The organism is Chitinophaga sp. RCC_12 (assembly GCF_041360695.1).
In the GTDB taxonomy this organism is placed as follows: domain Bacteria; phylum Bacteroidota; class Bacteroidia; order Chitinophagales; family Chitinophagaceae; genus Chitinophaga.
Map to the genome: position 1 here is coordinate 631,884 of NZ_JBFUPS010000002.1, position 25,592 is coordinate 657,475.

A 25,592-nucleotide genomic window follows, 5' to 3' on the forward strand; every position below is an offset into this window, starting at 1 on the left:
CCTCCACAAGTCCCTTACCTGCAAGGGATATTTTGATGATGAATGTTAATTGTTCAATTAGTGACCTACTTTCTGACCCTGTACTTTGTCTGATTTCAACGCTGCCTTGTATTCTTTCGGGAATACTTTCACAAAATGACGCAGTTGGTTTTCCCAGTCTTTCAGGATAAACTTCGCCACGGTGCTGTTTGTGTAGGCGTGATGTTTTGTGATCAGATCCTGCAACATGGCTACATCTGCCTGATCCAGCGGATCGAGGTCAATCATATCCCGGTTGCAGTAGTTGGCGAAAGTGCCTTTCACATCGTATACAAAGGCAATACCACCGCTCATACCTGCTCCGAAGTTGCGGCCGGTTTCACCCAGTATCACTGCTTTACCACCGGTCATGTATTCACATCCGTGATCACCCACACCTTCTACTACTACGGTAGCGCCGGAGTTACGTACACAGAAACGCTCGCCAGCCTTACCGCGGATGAAAGCTTCACCGGAAGTTGCTCCATAGAAGCAAACGTTACCTGCGATGATATTTTCTTCCGCCTTGAACCCTGCTTCTCCGTGTGGATAGAGGATCAGTTTGGAGCCAGACAGGCCTTTACCGAAGTAGTCATTGGCTTCTCCTTCCAGTTCCAGCGTTAACCCTTTGGTGGTGAAAGCGCCGAAGCTCTGGCCTGCAGATCCGATAAATTTAAAATGCAGGGTGTCTTCCGGTAATCCTTCGCTCTTGTAGCGTTTAGATATTTCGTTAGACAGGATGGTACCGATGGTACGATCTGTATTTTTTACAGGGAACTGCTGATATACCCTGGCTTTCTTTTCCAGTGCCGGCTGTGCAGCCTTCAGCAGTTGCCAGTCGATTACTTCGCTGATGCCGTGATCCTGTTCTTCCTGTTTGTACAGGCCGGTTTCGGCAGAAGCTTCTTCTTTATATAAGATCGGTGACAGATCCAGTTTTTGTGTTTTCCAGTTGGTGATGTTATCACGCATCTGGAGGCATTCTACCTGACCCACCATTTCATTGATGGTGCGGAAGCCCAGGTCAGCCATGATTTCGCGGAGTTCTTCCACGAGATAGGTGAACAGGTTTACCACGTGTTGCGGATCGCCGGTGAAGCGTTTGCGCAGTTCAGGATCCTGGGTAGCCACACCAACAGGACAGGTGTTTACATGGCACTTACGCATCATGATACAACCTTCTACCACGAGGGCAGCGGTGGCAACACCCCATTCTTCAGCACCCAATAAGGTAGCAATCGCAATGTCGCGGCCGGTTTTCAGCTGACCATCTGTTTGCAGTACTACCCTGCTGCGGAGCTTATTTTTTACGAGGGTCTGGTGTGATTCGGCCAAACCGAGCTCCCATGGCAAACCTGCGTGTTTGATGGAGCTTTCGGGAGAAGCGCCGGTACCGCCATCGAAACCTGAAACCAGTACCACATCGGCGTGTGCTTTAGCAACACCGGCAGCGATAGTACCAACACCAGCCTTGGATACCAGCTTCACGCTGATACGGGCGGCACGGTTAGCATTTTTCAGGTCATAGATCAGCTGTGCCAGATCCTCAATAGAATAAATATCGTGGTGAGGAGGCGGAGAAATGAGGCCCACACCGGGTGTGGAGTGCCTTACTTTTGCGATCCACTCATCCACTTTATGGCCGGGCAACTGCCCGCCTTCGCCGGGTTTTGCACCCTGCGCCATTTTAATCTGTAATTCGTCGGCATTGGTCAGGTAGTAGCTGGTAACCCCGAAACGGGCGCTGGCAACCTGTTTGATGGCAGAACGCATAGAGTCGCCGTTTTCCAGCAATTCATAACGCAGCTCATCTTCCCCACCCTCACCGGTATTGCTTTTTGCGCCGATACGGTTCATGGCAATGGCCAGTGTGGAGTGTGCCTCGTGGGAAATAGATCCAAAGCTCATGGCACCGGTAGCAAAGCGCTTGAAGATGCTGGATGCTGGTTCTACTTCATCAATGGAAATAGATGGACGATTCTTTTTAAACGTAAACAGGCTCCGTAAAGTGGCTGCTTTTTCGCTTTGATCGTTTACTGCTTTTGAATACTTTTTGAAAGCAGCATAATCGCCCATGCGGGTAGCCAGTTGCAGATAGTGAATAGTAGTGGGGTTAAAGAGATGGAATTCTCCTTTACGTTTCCACTGATATACGCCACCCTCTGTTAAACGCTGCACCGGTGTTTCTTTACGACCGTAGCCCATCCAGTGTTTAGCCAGTGTTTCACGGGCAATTTCATCGAGCCCCAATCCCTGGATACGGGAAACGGCGCCGGTGAAATATTTATCAACAGTTGCCTGGTTGATACCCAATATTTCGAAGATCTGTGCACCCTGGTATGATTGCAGGGTGGAGATGCCCATCTTGGAGAATACTTTCAGAAGGCCGTCACAGATAGCTTTGATATAATTTTTCTTCAGTTTATCTACGTCGAGCGCGGTGTCCAGTTTGCCATTCAGCTTCATATCGCGGATGGTGCTGAGGGCCAGGTACGGGTTGATGGCGGTTACGCCAAAGCCCAACAGGCAGGCAAAATGGTGTACTTCCCAAACATCACCGGCTTCCACGATCAGTCCAACCTGACCACGGTAACCCTTGCGGATCAGGTGGTGGTGAACGGCGGATGCAGCCAGGATAGATGGAATGGCGGCGTGTTCTGAGTCGATAGCACGGTCAGAAAGGATGATCACCTCGAACCCGTCTTCCACGGCGTCTACCGCGTAGCGGCATAAGCGGGCCAATCCTTTTTCCAGGGAGCCGGGCTTACCATCTGCCTTGAAATAAGTGTGTAATGTTTTGGCCTGGAATAAGCCGGTATCGATACTACGGATCTTTTCCAGTTCGTGGTTGTTGAGGATCGGGTGACGCAGCGCCAAACCGTGGCAGTGCAGCGGATCTTCATCCAGCAGGTTGCCGTTGTTGCCTACAAAAGTAGCCAGCGACATCACCAGTCTTTCCCTGATAGGATCAATTGGCGGGTTGGTTACCTGTGCAAATAATTGTTTGAAATAGTTACAGAGATGTTGTGGCTGATTGCTCAGTACTGCCAGCGGGGTATCTGTACCCATAGAGCCAACAGGTTCCTTGCCATCAATTGCCATGGGGGCAATGATGTGATCCAGGTCTTCTGTGCTGTAACCGAAGGCGCGCTGGTATTTAAAGATCTGGTCGTGTTCCAGGTGAGTAAAGGTTACTCTTGGTTCCGGCAGTTCTTCCAGGCGGATCTTATACTTATTCAGCCATTCGCCATAAGGTTGCTGGGAGCAGATCTGTTGTTTCAGCTCTTCATCACCTATGATACGGCCCTGGTCCATGTCTACGATAAACATTTTACCAGGTTGCAGGCGGCCTTTCTCTTTAATATTTTTTGGATCGATGGGCAATACACCGGCTTCTGAAGCCATGATTACGCGATCGTCTTTTGTTACCACGAAGCGGCTCGGACGTAAACCGTTACGATCCAGGGTGGCGCCAATAATTTTACCATCGGTGAAAGAAATGGAAGCAGGACCATCCCATGGCTCCATGAGGGAGGCATGATATTCATAGAACGCTTTCTTTTCTTCGCCCATGTCTTCGTTGCCATCCCAGGCTTCCGGGACCAGCATCATCATTACATGCGGCAGGGAGCGGCCGGTCATGGTGAGCAGCTCAATCACATTATCCAGGCTGGCAGAGTCGGACTGGCCTTCTTCCACGATGGGAAGCAGCATTTCCATCTCTTCTTTGCTGAAATATTTGGAAATAAAGTCCCTTTCGCCGGCGCGGAGCCAGTTAAGGTTACCTTTCAGCGTATTGATTTCCCCGTTGTGGGCAATGTACCTGTAAGGGTGGGCCAATCTCCAGCTGGGGAAAGTGTTGGTGGCAAACCGGGAGTGGATGAGGGCAAAAGCCGACACCATTTTCTCATCGCTGAGGTCTGTATAATAATGACGCACCTGGTAGGTGGTCAGCTGACCTTTATATACAATTGTTTTATAAGAGAGGGACGCAATGTAAAACAGCGATTTCTCTTTGGGAACGGTATTGCGAACAGTTTTGGAAACGTAGTTACGGAGCACAAACAGTTTGCGCTCAAAAATTTCCGGATCGCTGATATGATAAGGGCAGGCAATAAATACCTGTTCAATTTCCGGTTCTACAGAAAGGGCTGATTCACCAATACCATCCGGGCGTACCGGTACTTTACGGTAACCCAGAATTTCCAGGCCCAGTTTCTCTGCGCTGCGTTGAAATATTTCACGGCATTCTTCACGCCAGCGTGGCTCTTTCGGAAAGAAGACCATGCCTACACCGTATTTTCCAAACTCCGGTAAGGCGATGCCCAGTTTCAGGCATTCATCATACAGGAACTCATGGGGCGTTTGAAACAGTATTCCTGCACCATCTCCCGTGTTCTGCTCACAACCGCAGGCTCCGCGGTGTTCCATGTTTTCCAGCATGGTTAAGGCATCACGTATAATATGGTGGGATTTACGACCCTTGATGTGGGCAGTAAAACCTGTTCCGCAGGCATCATGTTCAAATTCCGGACGGTATAAACCTTGCGTTTGCTTCACTTCATCCATTTGGTTTAGATTTTTTGCTTTGGCACACCCTTCCCTTCTGACTTGCGCCGCGGGTGATGGTGTACGATATAATTCGGGAACGGTTTAAAGATACTAAAGGAATGCGGTATTTTTTGTATAAACTTTTGTTAGACGGTTAAAATTTAGAAAAACATAAAAAGATGCCGGTAATTGTTAGAATATTTGAAAAAATGGCTGCTCCCTCAGGACAAATTGGTTCCATTTTAAGGCTCAGACCGGCACCTTTAAAGTGACCCGGATTATAACACTTTTGTGCGAGGTGCTTTTTCAACCGCCCTGTATTATATTTGAATGATACCCTTTACTAACATAAACGCCTATACCAATTTTATGCTCCCAAAGCTATTCATGAGTGCGTTTTTAGTGTCTGCCGGATTTCTGCTGCCGGCCCGCGCACAAGATGCCGCCGAAGCGCCGGCTGCCATCTCACAAAAAAAAGTAAGCCTGGGGAAGGCTTCCCCCTTTACCGCCGACAGCCTGCTGGGGAAGGTATCCGGAATTACCATTGTCAGCGCGGTATGGGATACCGCCCGCATTGGCTTTTTACAAACCGGGCTTTTCAACAATAAGGCAGAAGCCATCCCCGATAAGGAAATGGGCAGGTACCTGCAGGAGTTCGTAAACAATACCTTCGGAGGCATATTCATCCCCGGCAAACCCCGGCTGATATGGGTGGTGGAGGATCTTCGCATCGGGGAACGTACCCAGATGATGGGAGAAAAAGCCTATGTCCGTGTAAAGGCAACCGCCTATGTGCAAACCGGCGACGATACCTACAAACTGTTGAAAGCCATGGATATAGCACATTTGAACAATGGCTTTGATGTAACCCACCAGCACCGGAACAATATCTCAAATGCATTCAAGGAATTTTATGCGGCCGGCGCCGGGGTCCTGGATTCAGTGCTGGCGGACGCCGGGCCGGGACTCTCCTATGCCGCGACCACAGAAATTTATGCAAAAAAGCGGGAACTGCCGGCGCTGAAAGCCCCTGTAATGAACGATGGTATATACCTGTCATTCGCCAGTTTCCTGGAGAACAAGCCTGATATCCTGCAATATGAAGCAAAAGGAAAAGCGGGCAAAGTGAAGGTGTATGCTGTTCCCGGCGACGGCCAGAAAACGATTGTTCCTGCGTTATGGGGCGTGGTAAAAAACGGGGCGGTATTTAAATACAACAATAAATCACTGGTAGGACTTTCCCGCAGCGGTTATGGCTATGTGATCACTTCTTATTTGCCGGCCTATGAAAGGAGACAAAGCGCCATCATAGGCGGGGCCTTAATGGGCGGCGTTGCCGGCGGGTTGCTGGGTTCTACTGTTGCACTGCAGCACACAGATGCCTTCCCGGAACTAAAACTTCCTGCAGAAGCCACCGCGATAGATATGGAAACAGGCGCACTGATTTTTTAATGCGCCTGTTCCCCGCTGCTATGGCTCGAAAAGGAATTGTACTTTTCCATTTAACTGCCGCATACGCAGTGGCTCGCTGATATGACTCTCATTCTGTAACCTGTCGAGCGCGGTAACGATGTAGGTATACAGCCTCCCTTTCACATAAGTGAGGTCTTTAAATTCAGGATCGGACGACTGCGACAGGATGCTGATAATTTTCGTAGGGTCGCTGACGTTAATCGCTTCGTTTTGCTCAAACCGGTACAGTACATACTGTTTGGTGTGGCCGCTGGTATCATCATCCGCCCAGTGTATTTCCAATCCTCCCGGCCGTTCAAAGGCATCAATAAAGTAAGGCGCTTCGGGTGTTTCCTTTGGCAGCCATGGCATAATGGGCCGTAATGCCGGGTATTTATAAAGACGGGTACGCAACGCATCTTCAATGCCCAGCGGGTTGCCGCGGAAAGAGGCCGCACTGTAAAAAATACTGCCCTGGATAGTGTTCAGTGTTCTCGCTTCTTCTATTTGTGCAGGTAATTCATTTGGATTTTTCCAGGCCGCATTGCTGCCAATCCGGTAAACGCCGTGGCCAATATACACGTGGCGGCCATAGCCATGCTGGCTCCACCAGTTTAGTAATATTTCGTAGTCGGCCAGCCGGTGTCCACGCTCCCAATAGATCTGCGGCGCTACATAATCGATCCATCCGTTTTTCAGCCATTTCAGGATGTCGGCAAACAGATCGTCGTAGTTGGTTTGACCGCCTTTGGTATAGGATCCTTCCTGGTCTTTGTCTTTATTACGCCAAACGCCAAAGGGACTGACACCAAACTTCACCCAGGGTTTTTCTGCCTTGATGGCTACGCTCAGCATTTTTATGATGGCATCTGTATTGGCGCGGCGCCAGTCATCTTTCATCATATTGTTACCATACAGGCGGTAGGAGCTGTTATCCGGGAATTCTTTTCCCGGAACCCGGTAAGGATAAAAATAATCATCGAAATGTACGGCGTCGATATCATAGCGTTTTACCACGTCGCGGATAACCATCGTTACATATTCGCGCACTTCCGGAATGCCCGGATCAAAATATTTTTTATTGTCGTAAACAACGAACCATTGCGGTTTCAGGCGGGTAATATGATTGGCGGCCACGCTGCTGCGGCTTGTATTAAATACAGCCCTGTATGGGTTAAACCAGGCATGAAATTCCATGCCGCGTTTATGTGTTTCTTCCACCATGAACTGTAACGGATCATAGTATGGATTTGGCGCCTGCCCCTGCACGCCGGTGAGGTATTCAGACCAGGGCTCATATGGAGATGGATAAAAGGCGTCGGTAGCCGGGCGCACCTGCACCACTACCGCATTCATACCGTTTCGCTGTTGCTGGTCGAGTATGGCTATGAATTCCTGTTTTTGCTGCTCAGTACTCAATCCCCGCCGCGATGGCCAGTCAATATTTTCCACAGTGGCAATCCATACCGCTCTTAGCTCGCGTTTGGGGGGCAGTTGCGCCCATGCCTGCTGCATTCCGATAATCAATGGTATTACGCCTGCTATAAATTGCTTCAACATCAGCCTGACTTTTTAACCGTAAGATGCGAAAATAGCAAAAAGCAGGGCTGATCCGATACAAATATGTGATTCTTATGAAGATAGGGAGCTAATCTTTCTCCATCTTCAGCTTCGTGGCAGGCGCCTGGTAATCTTCCGGCAAATATTCTGCTGGGACCGTGGTCATATTTCCATCGCGGTGTGCAATGAAATGCGGCGACATAATTTCAATACCCGCAGCATTAAACTCATCTATGATATGCCGGTGCAGATCAGAATAGATGACGGCCATTTTATGGGAATGATCGGTATACACATTGATTTCGTAAGCGATGGCAAAATCATCCAGGCTGGTTTGTAAAACAAAGGGAGGCTTGTCTTTCATAACGCCGTCTGTTTCTATAGCAGCCTTGATCAGCATTTCATGTACTTTTTTCCAGGGTACTTCATAGCCGATAGTAACGGTAGTATGTAAGATGAGGCCAAGGTCTTTGCTGGACGTGGTGAAGTTAATGGTATGGCCACTTAATATGCTGGCGTTGGGCACCGTAATTTCTTCGTTCTTAATCGTGCGCAGCCGGGTTACCAGCAGGTTCTTTTCAATTACATCTCCCGTAATTTCCCCGATTTTTACCCGGTCCCCGATCTTAAAAGGACGCATGTACGTAATTACAAAACCCGCTATCACATTGGAAATGGCGGAAGAAGAACCCAATGAAAACAGGATACCGAGGAAAACAGAAACGCCCTGGAATATTTTTGAATCTGATCCGGGCAAATAAGGAAATATGACAACGAACATAAAGGCATACAACAGGAACTTGATCCCGCTTCCGGTGGGTCTTGCCCAATCGGCATAAAAACCTTTGAGCGAGAGGTTGCCGGTGGCTACTTCTTCCGAGAGATAGTTCACCAGTTTTACCAGGTACCGCGTGATAAGATAAATTACGATGATCGTGAGTAATTTGGGAAGATAATGCAGGAAGCCCACCAGGATAGATTTGATGGGCGACAATGTCCAGTTGATCAGTTTATCGGCGATGCCTTTTGTCCAGGGAAATATGCTGAATACAAAGGGCAGCGTAATGTAAAAGACAAAAAGAATAGCCACGATTCTTACTATACGCAACACGTTAAAAACAATACCTATCTGCTTTTGCTGGTTCAGCAAAGCGTAATCTTTTACTTTTACGCCTTTGAAATAGCGGTCTTTTTCACGGACAATCCTTTTGCGCAGGCGTTTGAACAAGCGGTTGATGCCGTATACGATAGCGGAAAAGATAACGATGATCAGTAACAGCCAGGCGATCCGGACAAGGACATTCTGCAGGCTGCTGTCTTTCTTTTCCTGTATTATCGCGTTACGTACAGCGGCGGCATACTTTTGCGCAACGGGTTCTTTTTCCTGGTCCAGCCAAAGGGCGTCGTCATTTGTTACGCTTAACAGTACCAGTTCATTATAGGTAACGTCTATATTGTTTTCGTTGGGTATAACTTTAATAGAATCAGGTATAAAAAAGGGATCGTCGGCCAGCTGCGACAGTTTATGTTCAATGTTTGCTGCACGGTCGCTGGGGTTCAGTGGTCCCAGTTTATTATAAATATAGAAGAGGGTATCACGGCGGAAGGGTACTACCGGAATGCCTTTGCTGGTAGCTTTCAGCTGGATAATCCGCTGGCGGGCCGCGACTTTTTTCAGGGAGTCGGCCTGTTCAAAAGCGGAGAGTTTCTGTTGCAGTTCTTTTTTGCGGTTGTCGTTGTCGTTACTGATCAGCAGCAGTTGTTGCTGCAGCTGTTTTTTCTGTTCGTCGTCCGCTTTCTGGAGAGAATCGTTTTCCCGGAGCAGGCGGGTGGTGAGGATCAGTTGTGAGTTTGTGAGGGAGTCGCGGGTGGCTTTGCTGCTATCATTTTGTGCGTTGCACAGCAAAGCCAAACCAGTCAGAATGGTAGTAAAGTAGAGGGTAAAAGCAGTTTTCATTCCCGGAGCGTTTCTTTAATGTACGGAAAATCCGGGTACTAAAACGCCTATATCTTCCTTTTTGTATACTGGCTGTAGTCCGGGAGACTGGCTTCGTATTCCTGGTGCATGAGCGGGGATGTGAGGAGGAAGTCGGCGGATGCGCGGTTGCTCGCCATCGGGATATTCCACACTACACCTAAGCGCAGCAGGGCTTTGATATCCGGGTCATGAGGCAGGGCTTCCATTGGATCCCAGAAGAAAATGATCACATCGAGTTCCCCGGTGGCCACGAGGGCGCCAATTTGCTGATCGCCGCCCAGCGGGCCACTCAGGAGTTTTCTTACAGATACATCCAGCGCTTGTTCTATCAGCAGACCGGTAGTGCCGGTTGCATACAGTTCATGGCGGCTCAGTACCGTTTTATTATAAGTGGCCCATTCAATTAGCTCCGCCTTTTTGTGGTCGTGAGCAATAAGGGCAATTCTTTTGCGGGCTTTTAAAACTTTTGATGTTTGCATATATGACCACAAAAGTAATAAGTGACGCGCAATAATTAAATCTAATGTTAGTGTTTATCGTTGCTGTCCAGAACGGCCAGGTCGCGGTCAAAAATGTAAAGACCGCCCTTGTCTTCCCCGATCAGTTTTAATTTATCAAGAATATGCCGGGCCAGGCGTTCTTCTTCAATTTGTTCCGTCACATACCATTGCAGGAAGTTGTGGGTGGCATAGTCCTTTTCGCTGAGGCACATATCCACGAGGTTATTGATCTCTTTGGAAACCAACAGCTCATGGCTAAATACTTGTTCGAAAATGGCATGTATGCTTTTGAATTTCACGGTAGGCTGCTTTAATGCGGGAACCAGGCCATGACCGCCTCTTTCGTTAATAAATTTCAGGAGCTTCAGCATATGGGCCCTTTCTTCATCGGAATGGCGGTACAGGAACTGGGCCACGCCATTGTACCCCTGCACCTCTGACCAGGAAGCCATTGCCAGGTAATATTGGGAGGAGGCTGCTTCCATTTCCACCTGCTGGTTCAGTGCGTCATAAATTTTTGGAGAGAGTTCTTTCAATAACATAATGAAAAATTTGTATAATATGAAGAAGATCGAGGTGTGACGGGGATATCACCGGGAACTATACCGGGATTGTAAATTTCGATAGACTACATTCAGATGCATCCCGGAAATCTGCCTGAAAAATGCTACCTTTGCATAAGTAAATTAGGATAAAATGATTAAAACAGGAAATCCAATCATCAGCATATATACGGAGATGACGCCAAACCCGGAAACCATGAAGTTTGTGGCAAACAAGCTTCTGTACCCTGGCAAGAGCATTGATTTCCCGGATGAAGCCAGTGCAAAACCGTCTCCTTTAGCCATCGAGCTGTTTAGCTTCCCTTTCATCAGGGGCGTATTTATTATGGCTAACTTTATTACGCTTACAAAAACCAGCGAAACTGACTGGAACGATATAATTCCTACTGTTAAGGCCTTCCTGAAAGAATACCTGGAAGACTCCCGTCCTGTTATCAACGAAGATGAGGTGATTATTACCAAATCTACCGCGAGCAATGAAGTGAGTGCAGACGATACAGATGTGGTAAAACGGATTAAGGAATTACTTGAAAACTATGTGAAACCTGCAGTTGAAATGGATGGCGGCGCCATTCAGTTCAAGGACTATGAAAATGGTACGGTTACACTGATGTTGCAAGGTTCCTGCTCAGGCTGCCCCTCCTCCATGATTACGCTGAAAGCCGGCATTGAAGGCATGATGAAGCGTATGATCCCTGAAGTGAAGGAAGTTGTGGCAGAAGCAGAATAAGCCATAGTTGAGTGAATGATAGTGTTAAACGAAAGCACAGTCTTTATGGCTGTGCTTTTTTTTGGTGTTTAACCGGGAAATAAATGCCAGCTACTCCTATACAACACAAGCAAACAGCTACAATGAGAAAATTACTACTGATCGTTACCGGCATCGCCCTCGCCCTGCAACCGGTACAGGCGCAAAAAAAGAAGAACGTAGACAGCGCATCGGCCGTTATTACCTATGGCTTCAGCAGCAATGGGAAAGCCATCCCCGGCAACGAACTGCAATTGCTAATTGATCATCACCGTGCACACATTGTTAGCGGAGGCAGGAAACAAAAAGAAGAACAGTTCCTGGAATTGCAGGAACAGGCTACCCTGCAGGTGTTAAGTCTTCCCAACGGGGAAGTATATACGTTGAAAAAAGCCTTTTCTGAATATACAACCCCGGAGTTACTGCCGGATACCGCTACCATCCTCGGATATGTATGTAAAAAGGCAAAGTTGCTTATCCGTTCCAATACCATAGAGGTATGGTATACCAATGATCTCCGGCTGAAAGGCACTCCCAATCTTACTATTGCGCCCGGCCTGGGCCTGGTGCTTAAAACGGTACGTAACGGCAACAGCGAAACGGTTGCAAAGAAAATTACCTGGCGTAAAGTAACGGCTGAAGAACTGGCCTGGCCATCCAATACCGGTACCCTGGTAAACGATGCCGCGTATACACGGCAGGTAATAGACAGCCGCTATACCACCCTGCCGGTGTTTAACCAGGAACAGATCAGCTGGGGCAACAATACGCCTAACCCTTCCGGTGAGCAACTGAATCAAACCTATCATTTCGCGGGCGGCACCGTGATCCTTAAAAAAGTAAGCCTGCCGGCAGTGAAGAAGGGCCAGACATTATTTGCGGAACTCACGCAATACTCCAACGGGGATGCGTACGACAGAACCGGTTCCGTATTTATGATCCCGGCAGATAAAGCCATCTCTTTCCTGGATGGTTTGCAAAAGGGCGTGCGGGCGTTACCGTTATTCACGGCTAAAAACGGCAAGCAATACCAGGGCATGGTGGCTACCGATAATTATTTGCCTGCACTGGAAGTATTGCGCTTTTTTACGCCATTCGGCGTACGACAGTTTAACAACCAGGTGAAGATTGCCGGTTACAACTGGGCGGATTCCGTGATTTACAAGCAAGACATCACTGAGCTGCACAGCCGCCTTCAGGGCGATGTTTGGCTGGGCGTATATATTGGTAATTACGATAAAGGCGGGCATAAAGTAAGTCTTAGTCTTAAATATTACCCCGGCGATCCGGAAGATGAAAACCGGCCATCAGCCAACTGGATATACCCGGTTTTCAATACCACCAACCTGATGGAAATGGCCGGGCAGGAGTATGCTACCCTGTTTGACAAAGACTCCCTGAAGGTAACCGTCACCATTCCGGAAGGGGTTAAAAATATTCAGTTAAGGTTCCTGACTACCGGCCATGGTGGCTGGGGCGGAGGCGATGAGTTTAATCCTAAACAGAATGAAATTTTTGTAGATGGGAAACGGGTGTATCATTTTATTCCGTGGCGTACAGATTGTGCTACGTATCGTTTATCTAACCCGGCATCCGGTAATTTTGGCAACGGGCTTTCCTCCTCTGATCTGAGCCGTTCCAACTGGTGCCCGGGCACGCTTACTTCACCGGTATTCATCTCCCTGCCCGATATCACTCCCGGACAGCACACCATACAGGTGGCTATTCCGCAGGGAAAGCCGGAAGGGACCAGCCAGAGTTTCTGGAATGTATCCGGTACACTGATCGGAGATAAGCAATAATTTTTCCGGGATGCAGCAGACACTGCATCCCGGATGCCATAATCCGGAATTATTTATCCACTTTCGCACTATGAACGATTTATACCAGGGCATATTAGAAGGTCTTCACCAGATGACCTGGCTGGAAGCAGTAGCTGTTTTCTTTGCTGTCTTATCGGTCATCTTTCAAAAAAATAATAACATACTGGTATACCCTACCGGCATTGTGAGCACGGGTATTTATACCTATCTCCTGTCGAGAGAGCATTTCAAGTTATATGCCGATGCCGCGCTGAACGCATATTACCTGGTGATGAGCGTATACGGCTGGATCTATTGGGCAAAGAAAGGCCCGGAGCAGCCGGTAACGCCGGTGATGCGCAGTAACAGTAAAGAGCTGACCACCGCTGTTTTCATTGCACTGGCCGGCTGGGGGATTTTTTATTTCCTGCTAAGCCGTTTTTCCGATTCCAATGTGCCGGTGATGGATGCCTTTGTATCCGCCACGGCCTGCGCGGGTATGTGGTTGCTGGCCAGGCGGAAACTGGAAAACTGGATATTCCTCAATATTTCCAACCTGGTAGCCATCCCGCTGTTAATATATAAGCATTTGTATCTTACTGCCGGGTTAACCGTCTTTTTATTTACCATTGCCATATTCGGGTATCTTAGCTGGAGAAAAGAAGTGTTGCAAAGAGAAATGTCTCATAAATGAAGAAAGTAGTTGTTATAGGACCTGAATCAACCGGGAAGAGCACCCTCAGCGAAAAGCTGGCGGCGCATTTTAATACTGTATGGACGCCGGAATATGCCCGTGAGTATCTTGATCAACTCCAACGGCCATACGAAGAATCCGATCTGCTGGAAATTGCCGCCGGCCAGATAGCGCTGGAACAGCATATGGCCCGGCAGGCCAACGGGGTGTTGATTTGTGATACAGACCTGTATGTAATTAAGGTATGGAGCGAACACAAATACGGCCGCTGTGATCCGCGGATTTTACAGCAAATTGCCCGCCAGCAGTGCGATTTGTACCTGCTCACCTATATTGATTTGCCGTGGGAAGAAGATCCGCAGCGGGAATATCCTGATCCGGAAATGCGCCATTATTTTTATGATATTTACCGGGAAATCGTCACCCATTCCGGTATTGAATGGAAAGATATCAGGGGTACTTATGAAGAGCGGGAAGCCCTGGCAATAGCTGCCGTGCAGCAGTTGCTGAACAGGCCCTGATTATTTTCTGCCGGTAACCAACTCCATAATATCAGGATCCGGTGCGAGGTTACGCATTTGCACCAGTATTTTACGCTGCCGGTAGGCCGTGATCCGTGCAGGCGGATTGATGGTATATTTAAGCGGGTTAGGTAAACAGGCAGCAATCATAGCGGCTTCCTCCCTGTTCAGACTGGCGGCACTTTTTTGATAATTGGCCTGGGCGGCCGCTTCCACCCCAAACACGCCCTCTCCCATTTCTGCCACATTCAGGTACACTTCAAGAATACGCTGCTTGCCCCAAATTTTTTCAATCATGAAAGTGAAGTATACTTCCAGCCCTTTGCGGAACCAGCTGCGTCCCTGCCAGAGGAAAACGTTTTTAGCCACCTGCTGACTGATCGTGCTGGCGCCTTTGATTTTTTTGCTTTGCTGGTTGTGCTTCATCGCCTTCTCGATGGACTTGAAGTCGAAACCATTATGATCTGTAAAAAGCTGGTCCTCGCTGGCTATCACGGCCAGTTTGGCGTGTTGGGATATTTCATCGTAACTCACCCAGGATTTCTGAAGTTTTTTATCTGTTCCCCAAAGGCTGAACCAGCTGGAGATTTCTGTAATGGTAATAGGCGGGTTCACCCATTTCAGCAAGAGGATGTATAAAAATTGTGCAACAATTAAAACCAGTACTACTCTCTTCAGTCTCCTCCACGTTCTGGGAACAATGCCTTTTAAATTCATTGCGTAGGTTTAGAAAAATCGGGACGAAAGGTAGGCTAAAAACCTGAAAGTGAAACACAATCGTTAACTTTATATATGCTATTAAACGTACACCCGGATAACCCGAATCCCCGTCATTTAAAGACGATTATTGAATGTTTAAAAGACGGAGGAATTATTATTTATCCAACTGATACGGTTTATGGTTTAGGCTGCGATATTACCCAACACAAGGCCATAGAACGTATTGCGAGGATTAAACAGATAGATCCGAAAAAAGCAAACTTTTCATTTATCTGTTACGACCTGAGTCATTTGTCGGACTACGCGAAAAGTGTGGATACGCCCATTTTCCGTATGCTGAAAAAGGCATTGCCTGGTCCGTATACCTTTATTTTGCCGGCCAGCCGCATGGTGCCCAAATTATTGAAAACGAAGAAAGACACCGTGGGTATCAGGGTACCGGACAATAATATTTGCCGCACTATTGTAAAAGAACTTGGCAATCCGATTATGAGTACTACGTTGCCGATAGAAGATTACGTAGAAGAATATACGGACCCGGAGATCATTTATGAGAAATTCGGCAACCAGGTAGATATTGTAATAGACGGAGGACCCGGCGGTATGGGTTTTTCTACTGTGGTGGATTGTACCGGTGCAGAACCGGTGTTGGTCCGTGAAGGCATTGGCAGTTTTGAAGAAATATCCTGATATATGCAGCGATGGTGGATAAGTGTGGTTTGTTTATTCCCCGGCATGATAGCCGGGGCGCAAACGCTTACGTTGAAACCGGCAGCCCCGGTGTTGCCGGTGGCAGTGAAGCCACTACCGTTTACGTTGTGTGATACTACCGGATTCCTGTTAAAACCGGCAACACTGCTTTCCGCTTCCACACGGAAATTCCCCGCCCGGGTTCCTGTAACTGCCCCGGTTTACCGCCTTGCAGCCGATGCATATTACCAGCAGCACTTTGGCTTTTTTTGTAAGAAAGAATGGGTTTGGCAAAAACAAACAGGCGTGCCGCTCAAGTTCCGTTTAGGAAGCTATTCTTATGCCCAGCAACAGGAAGGAAAACGTTAATTTCTTTTACTGTATTTATTTTGGAAGATAATAATTGACGAAGTCAATAATTATTAGTTGACCAGGGCAAATATATTTAAAAAGATAAATATGATTAGCCAGGATAAAAAGGGCCACTAAACGGCTATTCTGATAAATATTTTGGGGAGATAAAAGCGAATATCCGCTTCTATCTCCCCAAATCTTTTAAAATCAAAATGATCAAATCAAGACAATCAGTATAATCAATCTAATCCTGCTCCAAGACAATTTAAAATCGCCGGAGGCGATCCTATTTAATCCCCAGTTTCTTTGCAACATCTGCTGGTAACGCTTTTTTGTTTACCATGTAGCAGGTGGTTTTATAGGCAAAGTAAGGCTCAGAAGCGTAGAAATATCCCTGACCCGGATTATCGGTACCCCAGGAGTTTTTCACACGGAAGTATTTGTTTCCGTTCTGATCTTTTACCAGGCCTACAATATGCATACCGTGATCATCCTGTGTTTCGAAGTTGTCGAAAGCCTGTTGGCGCACTTCAGGGGTGATTGTTTTTTCTTTGCCTGGTTCCAGGAAAGCATTTTTTCTTTCTTCGGCAGACATATCCGTCCAGTCTTTTTCAGGAACGATAGCCAGTCCGTCTTTAAAATTGAATCCTTTTTCGCTTACATCAGCGGCCCATGCAATGGAGTAGCCGTTCATGATGGCATTTTCAGCGATGGCGGTAAAGTCATTCAGGTTTACGTTATATACTTTTTCCCAGTTCCAGTTATCCGGTACTTCCAGCACAAACTGTGAATTGTACGGGTGGTGGGTGAAGGAAGAAATCAGTACGTAATCATCGGCGTTCAGGCCCAGTTCTTTTGCGAAGGTCTGCGGCGTGTAGGTTTTACCGTTATACTGGAATTTTTCCGGAGCGTCGCCCATATAGGCGTTCAACACGCCGTCGAAAGCTTTTGACCAGTCGGGGTTGATAGTGCCTTGCGCATTGCCTATTTTATTCACCATACCTTCCAGGAGGCTTTCCATTTCAGCATGGTTGTACATTTTACCTTTATTGCCATCGTAGGCTGTTTGCGGCACCAGCCCGTATTCACGGAGGCAGAGCAGGTCATCCGGGAAACCACCACCTTCACCGAAGTTGGCTTTTCCGTGCATGCGTACATAGTTAGCGGCTTTCAACGGATACATTTTGCGTACCACGTACATTTCACTGAGGTTCAGTCCTTTATTTTTACCGGTGCGAAGTATTTCTGATTCAAAGAAAGACAAGCCGGAAAAAGACCAGCAGGTGCCGGTACGGCCCTGGTTTTGCACATCACCTGCGTCCAGGTTCTTTAAAACGGTAAACTGATAGTGGCTTCCCTCTGTGTTGGTACTGCTTTGTGCATATGCGCCTACGCTGCAAAGCATGGCTGCACACATTATCCATTTCTTCATGAGTATATCAATGATTGGTTTAAAACAAAGGACCAAAAATAAGGGAAAGCGGGTATTTGACAGATGAAAAGATGGATGAACGGGGCTTGCTACAGCTACTTTTAAAGATTGTTCACGTGAATTACAGTTATTTCTCCTGGTAATGATTGCGGGTGATTTCCCATTCCCAGAGGTCTTCTCCTTCTTTATTTTTAAATGTACCTACAAATCGCATCCCCGCTTTTTGTAATATTTTAACGGAGGCGTTATATTCTTCCTCGGTGTGGGCAATGACCCGGTGCACATAAGAATGTCCGAAGGCAAAGCGGATAAGGCCTTCTGCCATTTCAGTGCCCAATCCTTTTTCCCGGTAGGCGGCTGTTATTTCATATCCCATTTCCACGAGCCCATCTTCATTGGGCTTGCCTTTGAAGCCGCCGGCGCCAATCAGCCGTTTATCGGCGCGGTGAATCACCAGGTAAAAGAACCAGCCAAGCATGGCGGGGTCGTTGCGTAATTTATCATACGCCACCAGAACCATTTCGGGATACTCCGTCCAACCTTCCGGAACAGAAATGCCAAGCAGGTCGGCCAGGTGATCGTTGCCCTGTAATAGCAATTCGAAATGCTCCAGTGAGCACGGCAACAATTGTAGTCGAGGTGTTTGGATCATGTTTGAAAACTAGTAAACTGTTTTGGGAAATACAATAGCGGCTTTTAGCATTTAATTCATTAGCTTTTAGCATTTAACAATCCCGCCGGGGAAATATTCCCGCGAATCAGGTGTTACCTGCTAAAAGCTAATTGCCACAGCCGAATTTAGTGCGCCTCCAGCCAGTTATTGCCGGTGCCCATTTCCGCTTCAACCGGAACCGACAGCGGTAAGGCGTTACGCATAAGATCTAATATAAGGGGTTTAATAATCTCCAGTTCAGAACGGTGCGCATCAAAAACCAATTCATCATGTACCTGCAACAGCATGCGGGACTTGAGGTTTCGTTCTTTGAATGCTTTATGTATAGCGATCATCGCCAGTTTAATCATATCTGCAGCAGTACCCTGGATAGGCATGTTAATGGCGTTCCTTTCGGCAAAGCCACGTACCACCGCGTTAGAGGAGTTGATGTCCTTTAACCAGCGTTTGCGTCCCAGCAGGGTTTGAACATAACCATTTTCTGACGCAAATTTTATCTGGTCATCCATATATTTTTTGATAGATGGATACTGCGCAAAGTAGTTATCAATCAGCATTTTGGCCTCACTGCGGGGAATGCCCAGGTTTTCCGACAGGCCAAAGGCGCTTACGCCATAGATGATACCGAAGTTTACGCTTTTGGAATTGCGGCGCATATCGGACGTAACCTCTTCCAGGGGAACGTTATACACTTTTGCTGCCGTAGCCGCGTGGATGTCTATTCCCTGCTGGAACGCAGCCATCATTTCTTTGTCTTCGCTGATGGCGGCAATAATGCGCAGCTCAATCTGCGAATAATCGGCAGACAGCAACACAAATTCCTCGTTGCGCGGAATAAAGGCTTTCCTTATTTCGCGGCCCCTGTCTGTACGGATTGGGATATTCTGGAGGTTGGGGTTATTGGAGCTTAAACGGCCGGTTACCGCCACTGCCTGGTTATAGGAGGTGTGTATCCGGTTGGTGCGCCTATTCAGCAATAACGGCAACGAATCTACGTAAGTGGATTTCAGTTTACTAAGCTCTCTGAAAATAAGGATATCCTCTACTATTTTATGTTTGCTGGAAAGCTTTTGCAGTACATCTTCACCGGTGGCATACTGGCCGGTACGTGTTTTCTTTGCTTTGGGGTCCAGTTGTAATTTTTCAAACAGCACTTCTCCCAATTGCTTGGGCGACGCCAGTTTGAAACGAACGCCTGCCTGTTCGTACACACTTTCTTCTGCCCGTTTGATTTCTATTTCCAGCTCCTTTGAATAGTCTGCCAGCGCGGTGGTATCGAGGGCAATGCCTTCGTACTCCATGTCGGCAAGAACTTTCACGAGTGGGTTTTCAATATCGTAGAATACTTTGTCCACGGCCTTTTCAGGCAACAGCGGCGCAAATCTTTCTTTCAGCTGCAATGTTATGTCGGCATCTTCCGCAGCATATTCTTTGATCTTTTCTATTTCCACATCCCGCATGCTGCCCTGTCCTTTTCCTTTTTTGCCAATCAGGGATTCTATGGAAACCGGCTCATACTGAAGGTATTGCGCGCTCAGCACATCCATGCTCCTGCGGCCTTCCGGCTCAATCAGGTAGTGGGCCAGCATGGTGTCAAACAGGGTGGTGGTAATTTCCATGCCGTACCATTTCAGGATCAGCATATCATACTTGATATTCTGCCCGATGAGTACAATGGAGGGGTGCTGGAACAGCGGTGTAAATTCATGAATGATGGCACGTGCAGCGGTATTGTCTGCCGGCATGGGAATATAATACGCCGAACCTTTTTTAAAGGAAAAGCTCATACCTACAATTTCCGCATCATTGGCGTCCGTGCCGGTTGTTTCGGTATCAAAAGACACTTCTGACTGTTGCAGCAATTGCTGCAGCAGGGCCGTTCTTTTTTCCAGGGTATCAATTACCTCGTATTCATGCGGGGTGTTGTGAATATTTTTATCTGCCAGCAGGATGTTGCCGGTTTCCACTGTTTCTGTGGTGACAGTTACTTCTTCTGTAACAACCGTGCCGAAGAGATCTGTTTGTACCACCCGCGCTTTAGCTTCCACACTGGCGCTGCCGGCAAAACCATCTCCCAGTATTCTTTTACCAAGTGTTTTAAATTCCAGCTCCATGAAAATGTCGGTGAGCTTTCCTTTATCGCAATCTTTAATACAGAAATCTTCTTCATGGAAGGTAACCGGAACATTGGTGATGATAGTCGCCAGTTCTTTGGACATCAGGGCATTTTCACGACCCGCTTTGATCTTCTCTCCCATTTTACCACCAATGGTATCGGCGTTATCCAGCACATTTTCAAGGGTGTGATATTGTGCCAGTAATTTCATCGCTGTTTTTTCACCGATGCCTGCAATGCCGGGGATATTGTCCACTGCATCGCCCATAAGGCCGAGGATATCAATCACCTGGTGTACATCTTTGATCTGCCATTTTTCACACACTTCCTTTGGCCCCATAATCTCTTCCTTGTTGCCCATGTATGGCGGCTTGTAGATAAAGATATTATCACGTACCAGTTGCCCGTAATCTTTATCCGGGGTTACCATATAAACGGTGTAGCCTGCATCTGCGGCCTGCCATGCGAGTGTACCTATTACGTCGTCCGCTTCATAGCCATCCAGCTCTACTACGGGAATATTGAAGCCTTCAATGATCCGCTTGATATCCGGTAATGCATCCAGCAGGTCTTCCGGGGCATCTTCCCGGTTGGCTTTATAATCAGTATAAGTGGTATGACGCTCGGTAGGCGCGTGCGTGTCAAACGCAACGGCTATGTGGGTAGGCTTTTCTTTATTAATGAGGTCCAGTAAAGTAGTGGTAAAACCAAACTGCGCATTGGTATTTCGACCCGCACTGGTGATGCGGGGATTCCTGATCAGGGCGTAATAAGCCCTGTAAATCAGTGCCATGGCGTCCAGTAAAAATAATTTCTTTTCCATTGCTAAACCTACAAGATTTAATTTGAATCTGCAAAATTAAGATAGTACTACCATATACGGTGAGGATGTAACTTTACAAATAAAAAAAATCAAAAAAGAATGAATAAAATTTATCATTTGTCGACCTGCGGAACCTGTAAGAAAATCCTGGAAGAAACGAAGGCAAAGGAGCGTGGATTTATTTTGCAGGACATCAAAAAGGATAAGATCACGCCGGCACAGCTGGATGAAATGAAGGCACTTTCCGGCAGTTATGAATCTTTATTCAGCCGCAGATCGCAGCAGTACAGGCCGATGGGATTGCATGAAAAGAATTTAACGGAAGATGATTACCGCAGCCTGATATTACAGGAGTACTCTTTTCTGAAACGCCCGGTGGCTATTACCGGCGGAAAGATCTATACCGGTGCGGAGGTGAAAAATATTTAGCAGGAGAACATTTTACAGATACTGAAGAAAAAAGGGACGGCTGAATTCTGCCATCCCTTTTTTAATAATCTCAGAGGGATTGTACGAACTGTTGTACGACCTGTTTGTACTGGTTCATATCCTGTTCATGGTGAAAAGACCGGAAGGGGAAGCGGGCTGCTTCGTCCAGTGCCGTTTTCAGGTGAAAACGTTCCTGCGGAAGCGAATAGAAGTACCCTTTCTTCATCAGGTATTCACCCAGGTATACCTGCTCTGATTGTCCGGGTGTAGGGATAAGAATTGCTTTTTTGTTCAATTTGGCCAGATCCATGAGGGTGGTATACCCGGAGCGGCTTAATACCATATCTGATGCCAGCATGGCATCGTTTAATTCACTGGCATTGAGGTGATTAATTTGTGTAACACCGCGGGCCACCTGTTCATGTTGCGGTGTACCGGGTTTTCCGCTTACGATCAGTGCAGTGATGGACAAGGATTTGATCTGGTCCAGGATCAGTTTTTCCAGGTTGGTGCGTTGTGGCTCCGGTCCGGAGATCAGCACCAGCAGATCATACTTCTTTTCCACGCCTGGTTTTGGCTCAAACCGGCTAAGGCAGCCGATATAAGTGGTATGTGCGGGTAATTGGCCGGGATGCGCCAGTTCGCCGGAGAGATTGTTGCTGCCGGGATAATCGGGAATCCAGCAGGCGCTGTATTTGTTAATGAAACGATAATTTATTTTTTGCAGGGTCCGCTCTATCCAACCGCCAAAAGGTGTTTTAATCAGCAGCTGGTGGGTAATGAAAACAGTGGGGATATTTTCGTGATATAAACCGAAGCGGTTGTCTGAAATAACTGCATTGATTTGATACTCAGCGACTATCTTCTTCAGCCATCGTTGTTCATAGTTTACTGCACGGAAAATTTTAGGTATTTGCTGAATGATTTTCAGTCCAAAAAACTGTCCTTTTTGCGCATATTGGATACGGTAGCCGGGGAGCGGAAGTATGGTCAGTTGCGGGAATTCCTGCTGTAGCAGGGCAGCGTGTTTGCCTTCAGCCGCAATAAAAACCTGGCAACCTGCGTTTAGCATTTCACGGATGAGTGGAATGTCCCGGGTGGCGTGTCCAAGGCCCCAATCCAGGGGAACGATTAAAATTTTTCGGGACGAAATAATTGTGGACAAATATTTTAAAATTTTTTACGAATTTAGCTTAAATTACAAAAGGGCATTGTTAAGAAAAGGTAAACACTTCAGGAAGGTATTCAAAAATAGCCAGTATATAATTAGCAGTATGAAAAGTATAAAATGGATCGTAGTCTTTTTTCTTTGCGGATGCCTGGTGATGGAAGGGTGTAAAGTTTTTAAGAAAAACGATTGCGGTTGTCCTACCATGAATAAAAAAAGAATGCACTAATACGACGATCTGTTTGATAGCAACGACGACTTTGACAACGACTGACAACTAAACAATTTTTGCCTTATCTTTTTGAACTATCCTTTGATACCTGGCCAAACAATATTTCGGGGAACAGTCAAATTTTTTATTCATGAAACCTGTAGATAGAGATTTATTAATCCTGCTACATGAAGATAGGTACACGGAACAGCAGATTCAATCTGCGGTGAGACAAATCAGCGAAATGCTTTCGTTGATTGAGACGATGGATTATCTCTGTGCAGTTATGGAAGTTATGGATTGTAACAAAAGCCGGATTACCAGCAAACGAACCGTGCTGGAAAAAGCAATTTCACGTAAGTCGCATAAGCCTTTCGAATTTATTATTCACAAGAACTAGTAGCCTTACCTCTACAAATTCCCGTTATAGTAGCTTTGACCCGCTGCCCTTATCTGCCTGGTTTTGCTTTTTTTTAAATTCTTGTTGTACGTTTGCCATCAAATAAACGCAATTTACTGATGGCAGATTTTTCGCATCTGCAGGATTTCCTACATCCTGTTTCAAAGGCATTTTTAAACGATGACCAGGAATACGATCCATTCCAGGTGGGCGGTGTAATTGACGTATATGAAGATGATCACCATCCGGATATAGACGCAGCAGATATTATTCTGCTGGGTGTAGGAGAAGAAAGAGGCAGTGCATCCGGTAAAACGGATACACACGGTCCTGATGCCATCCGCCGCGAATTTTTCCGCTTGTACAACTGGCACCGCGATATTAAACTCGCGGATGTTGGCAATTTGCTGCCAGGTGCATTTCTTGCCGACGCATATGCCGCCATGAAAACTGTTGTTGCAGAATTATTAGCCGCTAATAAAACCGTGATCATCCTGGGCGGTTCACACGATCTTACCTACCCGCAATATAAGGCCTATGCGGCGCAGCAATTAATTATTGAAGCCACTGTTGCTGATGCGCTGATAGACCTGAAAGAAGACTCCAATATCCGCAGCGAACGCTTTTTAATGGACATACTCACGGAGCAACCCAACTACCTGCGTCACTACAATCACATCGGTTTCCAGAGTTATTTCGTACATCCGCGGATGTTAGAAACGCTGGATAAACTTCGCTTCGACTGCTACCGTCTTGGCCGCATCCGTGAAAACATGGAAGAAGCGGAACCGGTACTGCGTCATTCAGACCTGTTCAGTCTTGATATCAATATCATCCGGCACACCGATGCACCGGCCAACCAGCTTTCACCAAATGGATTCAGTGGTGAAGAAGCCTGTTCCCTGGCCAGGTACGCCGGCATGAGCAGCCGTCTCTCCTCTTTTGGTATTTACGGCTACCGGCCAGAAAAGGATAAAGAACACCTCACCGCCCGGCAAATTTCCCAGATGATGTGGTACTTTATGGACGGACGTGCCGTGAAAAATAAAGAAGCCCTGCTGGACGACCGCGATGCTTTCTGGGAATTTCATATAGCCTTCTCCGATATAGAAACAGTTTTTCTGAAGAGCAAGAAAACAGGCCGCTGGTGGATGCAGCTCCCCGACCGGGAATTTGTGCCGTGTGCGTATAACGACTACCTGATGGCCAGCAACAATGAAATGCCGGAACGCTGGTTGCGTCACCAGGAAAGACTCTGACCGTTGTTTTCTCCGTACAGGAATGTTCCCTGTACGGAGAAAACACTAAATATTGAGAAGGGTAGTTAATCTCTCTTTGATGAAAGCTGCTTTATGATCGGTAGAAATCATTTCATCATCCAATCCTTCCATCGTGCGTTTATGCATCTTCTCTACCCGCTCATCTATCTTCCTAAAATATTCTTCTTTCTTTGTTTCCCACGCCAGCTGTTCTACCTGCAGCTTTTGCTGCCGCCCGGCATTCAGGCTGGAATAGAGATGCCGGAGGGTGATATTCAGTAAACTATCCAGTTGTTTATAGTAGGTAACTGCACAGTTGTACATATCGTGGCTGTTGCCAAGGCATTGCTGGTAGCGGTTTTCAAGTGTGTCCAGCGCTGTTTGTTGTGATTGGGAATACGCTTTCGTGCACAGGAATACCGCGAGAAGGATGATCAGGTTTCGCATAGGGACTGTGTAATCATCAAATATACAAATTATATTTAATAATATACTAATGTCAGTAGTTCTTCTCAACCAGGGGGCTTATTAATTGCCCAGTTTATCACCGATAGAGCCGGTACAAATATCTCCCTGTGGCAGCCCGTTCAGCCAAACTCTCAGGGATTCGGTACGCTGATTCGTTAATTCGGTGAGGTAACCGGCGCGGCACATGGGAAATGCGCTGCCATAGCTTTTGGCTGCAGCGGGGTACATTGCCTGTACCTGCGCATCGCGGAATTGTATCCAGAGCCGCTGTGCGTCTTTCAGGTTTTTAATGAATGCTTTGTTGGCGGCATAGTCTTTCAGGATCAGCTGGTAAATATCATTCAGCTTCTTATCGGCCTCCTTATATTCCTGGCCGGCCTGTTTATTCAATTCTGACTGTGACTGTGAAAAGGCGGCCACGCTGCCTGTCATCAATAAAAGAAAAAGAATAAAAGATTTCAT

22 protein-coding genes are annotated in these 25,592 nt (G+C 47.0%); 10 read left to right on the forward strand and 12 right to left on the reverse strand.

Features of this window, described 5'->3' with window-relative positions; genetic code table 11:
* Positions 1–57 precede the first annotated feature (57 nt).
* Positions 58–4,587: a glutamate synthase large subunit gene (gene gltB / locus AB6805_RS07855; protein WP_370908884.1), complete on the reverse strand. Its 4,530-nt coding sequence runs from the start codon at positions 4,585–4,587 to the stop codon at positions 58–60.
* A 369-nt stretch (positions 4,588–4,956) separates the two neighbouring features.
* On the opposite strand from gltB, the gene AB6805_RS07860 reads away from it, so the two are divergent.
* Positions 4,957–6,021 (forward strand): hypothetical protein, encoded by a 1,065-nt coding sequence (locus AB6805_RS07860; protein WP_370908885.1) that lies wholly within the window; start codon positions 4,957–4,959, stop codon positions 6,019–6,021.
* 18 nt (positions 6,022–6,039) lie between these two features.
* On the opposite strand, the gene AB6805_RS07865 is transcribed toward AB6805_RS07860, so the two are convergent.
* The 4 genes from AB6805_RS07865 to AB6805_RS07880 all read right to left on the reverse strand — a co-directional run bounded on the left by AB6805_RS07865 (position 6,040) and on the right by AB6805_RS07880 (position 10,601).
* Positions 6,040–7,581 (reverse strand): family 10 glycosylhydrolase, encoded by a 1,542-nt coding sequence (locus tag AB6805_RS07865; protein WP_370908886.1) that lies wholly within the window; start codon positions 7,579–7,581, stop codon positions 6,040–6,042.
* Between the two features lie 88 nt (positions 7,582–7,669).
* Complete coding sequence (locus tag AB6805_RS07870; protein WP_370908887.1) at positions 7,670–9,538, reverse strand: mechanosensitive ion channel family protein; 1,869 nt, start codon at positions 9,536–9,538, stop codon at positions 7,670–7,672.
* 47 nt (positions 9,539–9,585) lie between these two features.
* Complete coding sequence (locus AB6805_RS07875) at positions 9,586–10,038, reverse strand: methylglyoxal synthase (RefSeq protein WP_332004585.1); 453 nt, start codon at positions 10,036–10,038, stop codon at positions 9,586–9,588.
* A 47-nt stretch (positions 10,039–10,085) separates the two neighbouring features.
* Complete coding sequence (locus AB6805_RS07880; protein ID WP_370908888.1) at positions 10,086–10,601, reverse strand: ferritin; 516 nt, start codon at positions 10,599–10,601, stop codon at positions 10,086–10,088.
* Between the two features lie 154 nt (positions 10,602–10,755).
* On the opposite strand from AB6805_RS07880, the gene AB6805_RS07885 reads away from it, so the two are divergent.
* The 4 genes from AB6805_RS07885 (at position 10,756) to AB6805_RS07900 (ending at position 14,387) form a co-directional block, all read left to right on the forward strand.
* The gene (locus tag AB6805_RS07885; protein WP_370908889.1) at positions 10,756–11,352 is read left to right on the forward strand and encodes a NifU family protein; all 597 of its coding nucleotides are present in this window, start codon (positions 10,756–10,758) and stop codon (positions 11,350–11,352) included.
* 122 nt (positions 11,353–11,474) lie between these two features.
* Positions 11,475–13,172: a PNGase F N-terminal domain-containing protein gene (locus tag AB6805_RS07890; RefSeq protein ID WP_370908890.1), complete on the forward strand. Its 1,698-nt coding sequence runs from the start codon at positions 11,475–11,477 to the stop codon at positions 13,170–13,172.
* Between the two features lie 70 nt (positions 13,173–13,242).
* Entirely contained in the window at positions 13,243–13,866 is a 624-nt protein-coding gene (gene pnuC / locus AB6805_RS07895; protein WP_370908891.1) for a nicotinamide riboside transporter PnuC, read from the forward strand.
* Positions 13,863–14,387, forward strand: a complete 525-nt coding sequence (locus AB6805_RS07900; RefSeq protein WP_370908892.1) for an AAA family ATPase — start codon at positions 13,863–13,865, stop codon at positions 14,385–14,387. The genes pnuC and AB6805_RS07900 overlap by 4 nt, the downstream gene beginning before the upstream one ends.
* On the opposite strand, the gene mtgA is transcribed toward AB6805_RS07900, so the two are convergent.
* Complete coding sequence (gene mtgA / locus AB6805_RS07905; protein WP_370908893.1) at positions 14,388–15,104, reverse strand: monofunctional biosynthetic peptidoglycan transglycosylase; 717 nt, start codon at positions 15,102–15,104, stop codon at positions 14,388–14,390.
* 75 nt (positions 15,105–15,179) lie between these two features.
* Here mtgA and AB6805_RS07910 point away from each other — a divergent pair, with 75 nt between their 5' ends.
* Positions 15,180–15,797 carry an L-threonylcarbamoyladenylate synthase gene (locus tag AB6805_RS07910; protein ID WP_370908894.1) on the forward strand — a complete coding sequence of 206 codons (618 nt, stop codon included), beginning with the start codon at positions 15,180–15,182 and terminating at the stop codon, positions 15,795–15,797.
* Between the two features lie 3 nt (positions 15,798–15,800).
* Entirely contained in the window at positions 15,801–16,166 is a 366-nt protein-coding gene (locus AB6805_RS07915) for a hypothetical protein (protein WP_370908895.1), read from the forward strand.
* 271 nt (positions 16,167–16,437) lie between these two features.
* Here AB6805_RS07915 and AB6805_RS07920 read toward each other — a convergent pair whose 3' ends face one another.
* The 3 genes from AB6805_RS07920 to polA all read right to left on the reverse strand — a co-directional run bounded on the left by AB6805_RS07920 (position 16,438) and on the right by polA (position 21,195).
* On the reverse strand, positions 16,438–17,583 hold the full coding sequence (locus tag AB6805_RS07920; protein ID WP_370908896.1) for an aminopeptidase C: 1,146 nt from the start codon (positions 17,581–17,583) through the stop codon (positions 16,438–16,440).
* A gap of 127 nt (positions 17,584–17,710) precedes the next feature.
* Positions 17,711–18,235 carry a GNAT family N-acetyltransferase gene (locus AB6805_RS07925; protein WP_370908897.1) on the reverse strand — a complete coding sequence of 175 codons (525 nt, stop codon included), beginning with the start codon at positions 18,233–18,235 and terminating at the stop codon, positions 17,711–17,713.
* A 146-nt stretch (positions 18,236–18,381) separates the two neighbouring features.
* Positions 18,382–21,195 carry a DNA polymerase I gene (polA, locus tag AB6805_RS07930; protein WP_370908898.1) on the reverse strand — a complete coding sequence of 938 codons (2,814 nt, stop codon included), beginning with the start codon at positions 21,193–21,195 and terminating at the stop codon, positions 18,382–18,384.
* Between the two features lie 99 nt (positions 21,196–21,294).
* On the opposite strand from polA, the gene AB6805_RS07935 reads away from it, so the two are divergent.
* Positions 21,295–21,624, forward strand: coding sequence for an arsenate reductase family protein (locus AB6805_RS07935; RefSeq protein ID WP_370908899.1), 330 nt, complete (start codon positions 21,295–21,297; stop codon positions 21,622–21,624).
* 70 nt (positions 21,625–21,694) lie between these two features.
* Here AB6805_RS07935 and AB6805_RS07940 read toward each other — a convergent pair whose 3' ends face one another.
* Positions 21,695–22,789 (reverse strand): glycosyltransferase, encoded by a 1,095-nt coding sequence (locus tag AB6805_RS07940; RefSeq protein ID WP_370908900.1) that lies wholly within the window; start codon positions 22,787–22,789, stop codon positions 21,695–21,697.
* A gap of 365 nt (positions 22,790–23,154) precedes the next feature.
* Here AB6805_RS07940 and AB6805_RS07945 point away from each other — a divergent pair, with 365 nt between their 5' ends.
* Both AB6805_RS07945 and AB6805_RS07950 read left to right on the forward strand, forming a co-directional pair.
* Positions 23,155–23,403 carry a hypothetical protein gene (locus tag AB6805_RS07945; RefSeq protein ID WP_079471515.1) on the forward strand — a complete coding sequence of 83 codons (249 nt, stop codon included), beginning with the start codon at positions 23,155–23,157 and terminating at the stop codon, positions 23,401–23,403.
* Positions 23,404–23,522: 119 nt separating this feature from the next.
* Positions 23,523–24,662, forward strand: a complete 1,140-nt coding sequence (locus tag AB6805_RS07950) for a formimidoylglutamase (RefSeq protein WP_370908901.1) — start codon at positions 23,523–23,525, stop codon at positions 24,660–24,662.
* Positions 24,663–24,707: 45 nt separating this feature from the next.
* On the opposite strand, the gene AB6805_RS07955 is transcribed toward AB6805_RS07950, so the two are convergent.
* Both AB6805_RS07955 and AB6805_RS07960 read right to left on the reverse strand, forming a co-directional pair.
* A complete protein-coding gene (locus tag AB6805_RS07955; RefSeq protein ID WP_370908902.1) occupies positions 24,708–25,109 on the reverse strand; it encodes a lysozyme inhibitor LprI family protein in 402 nt (133 codons plus the stop codon).
* 81 nt (positions 25,110–25,190) lie between these two features.
* Entirely contained in the window at positions 25,191–25,592 is a 402-nt protein-coding gene (locus AB6805_RS07960; RefSeq protein ID WP_370908903.1) for a lysozyme inhibitor LprI family protein, read from the reverse strand.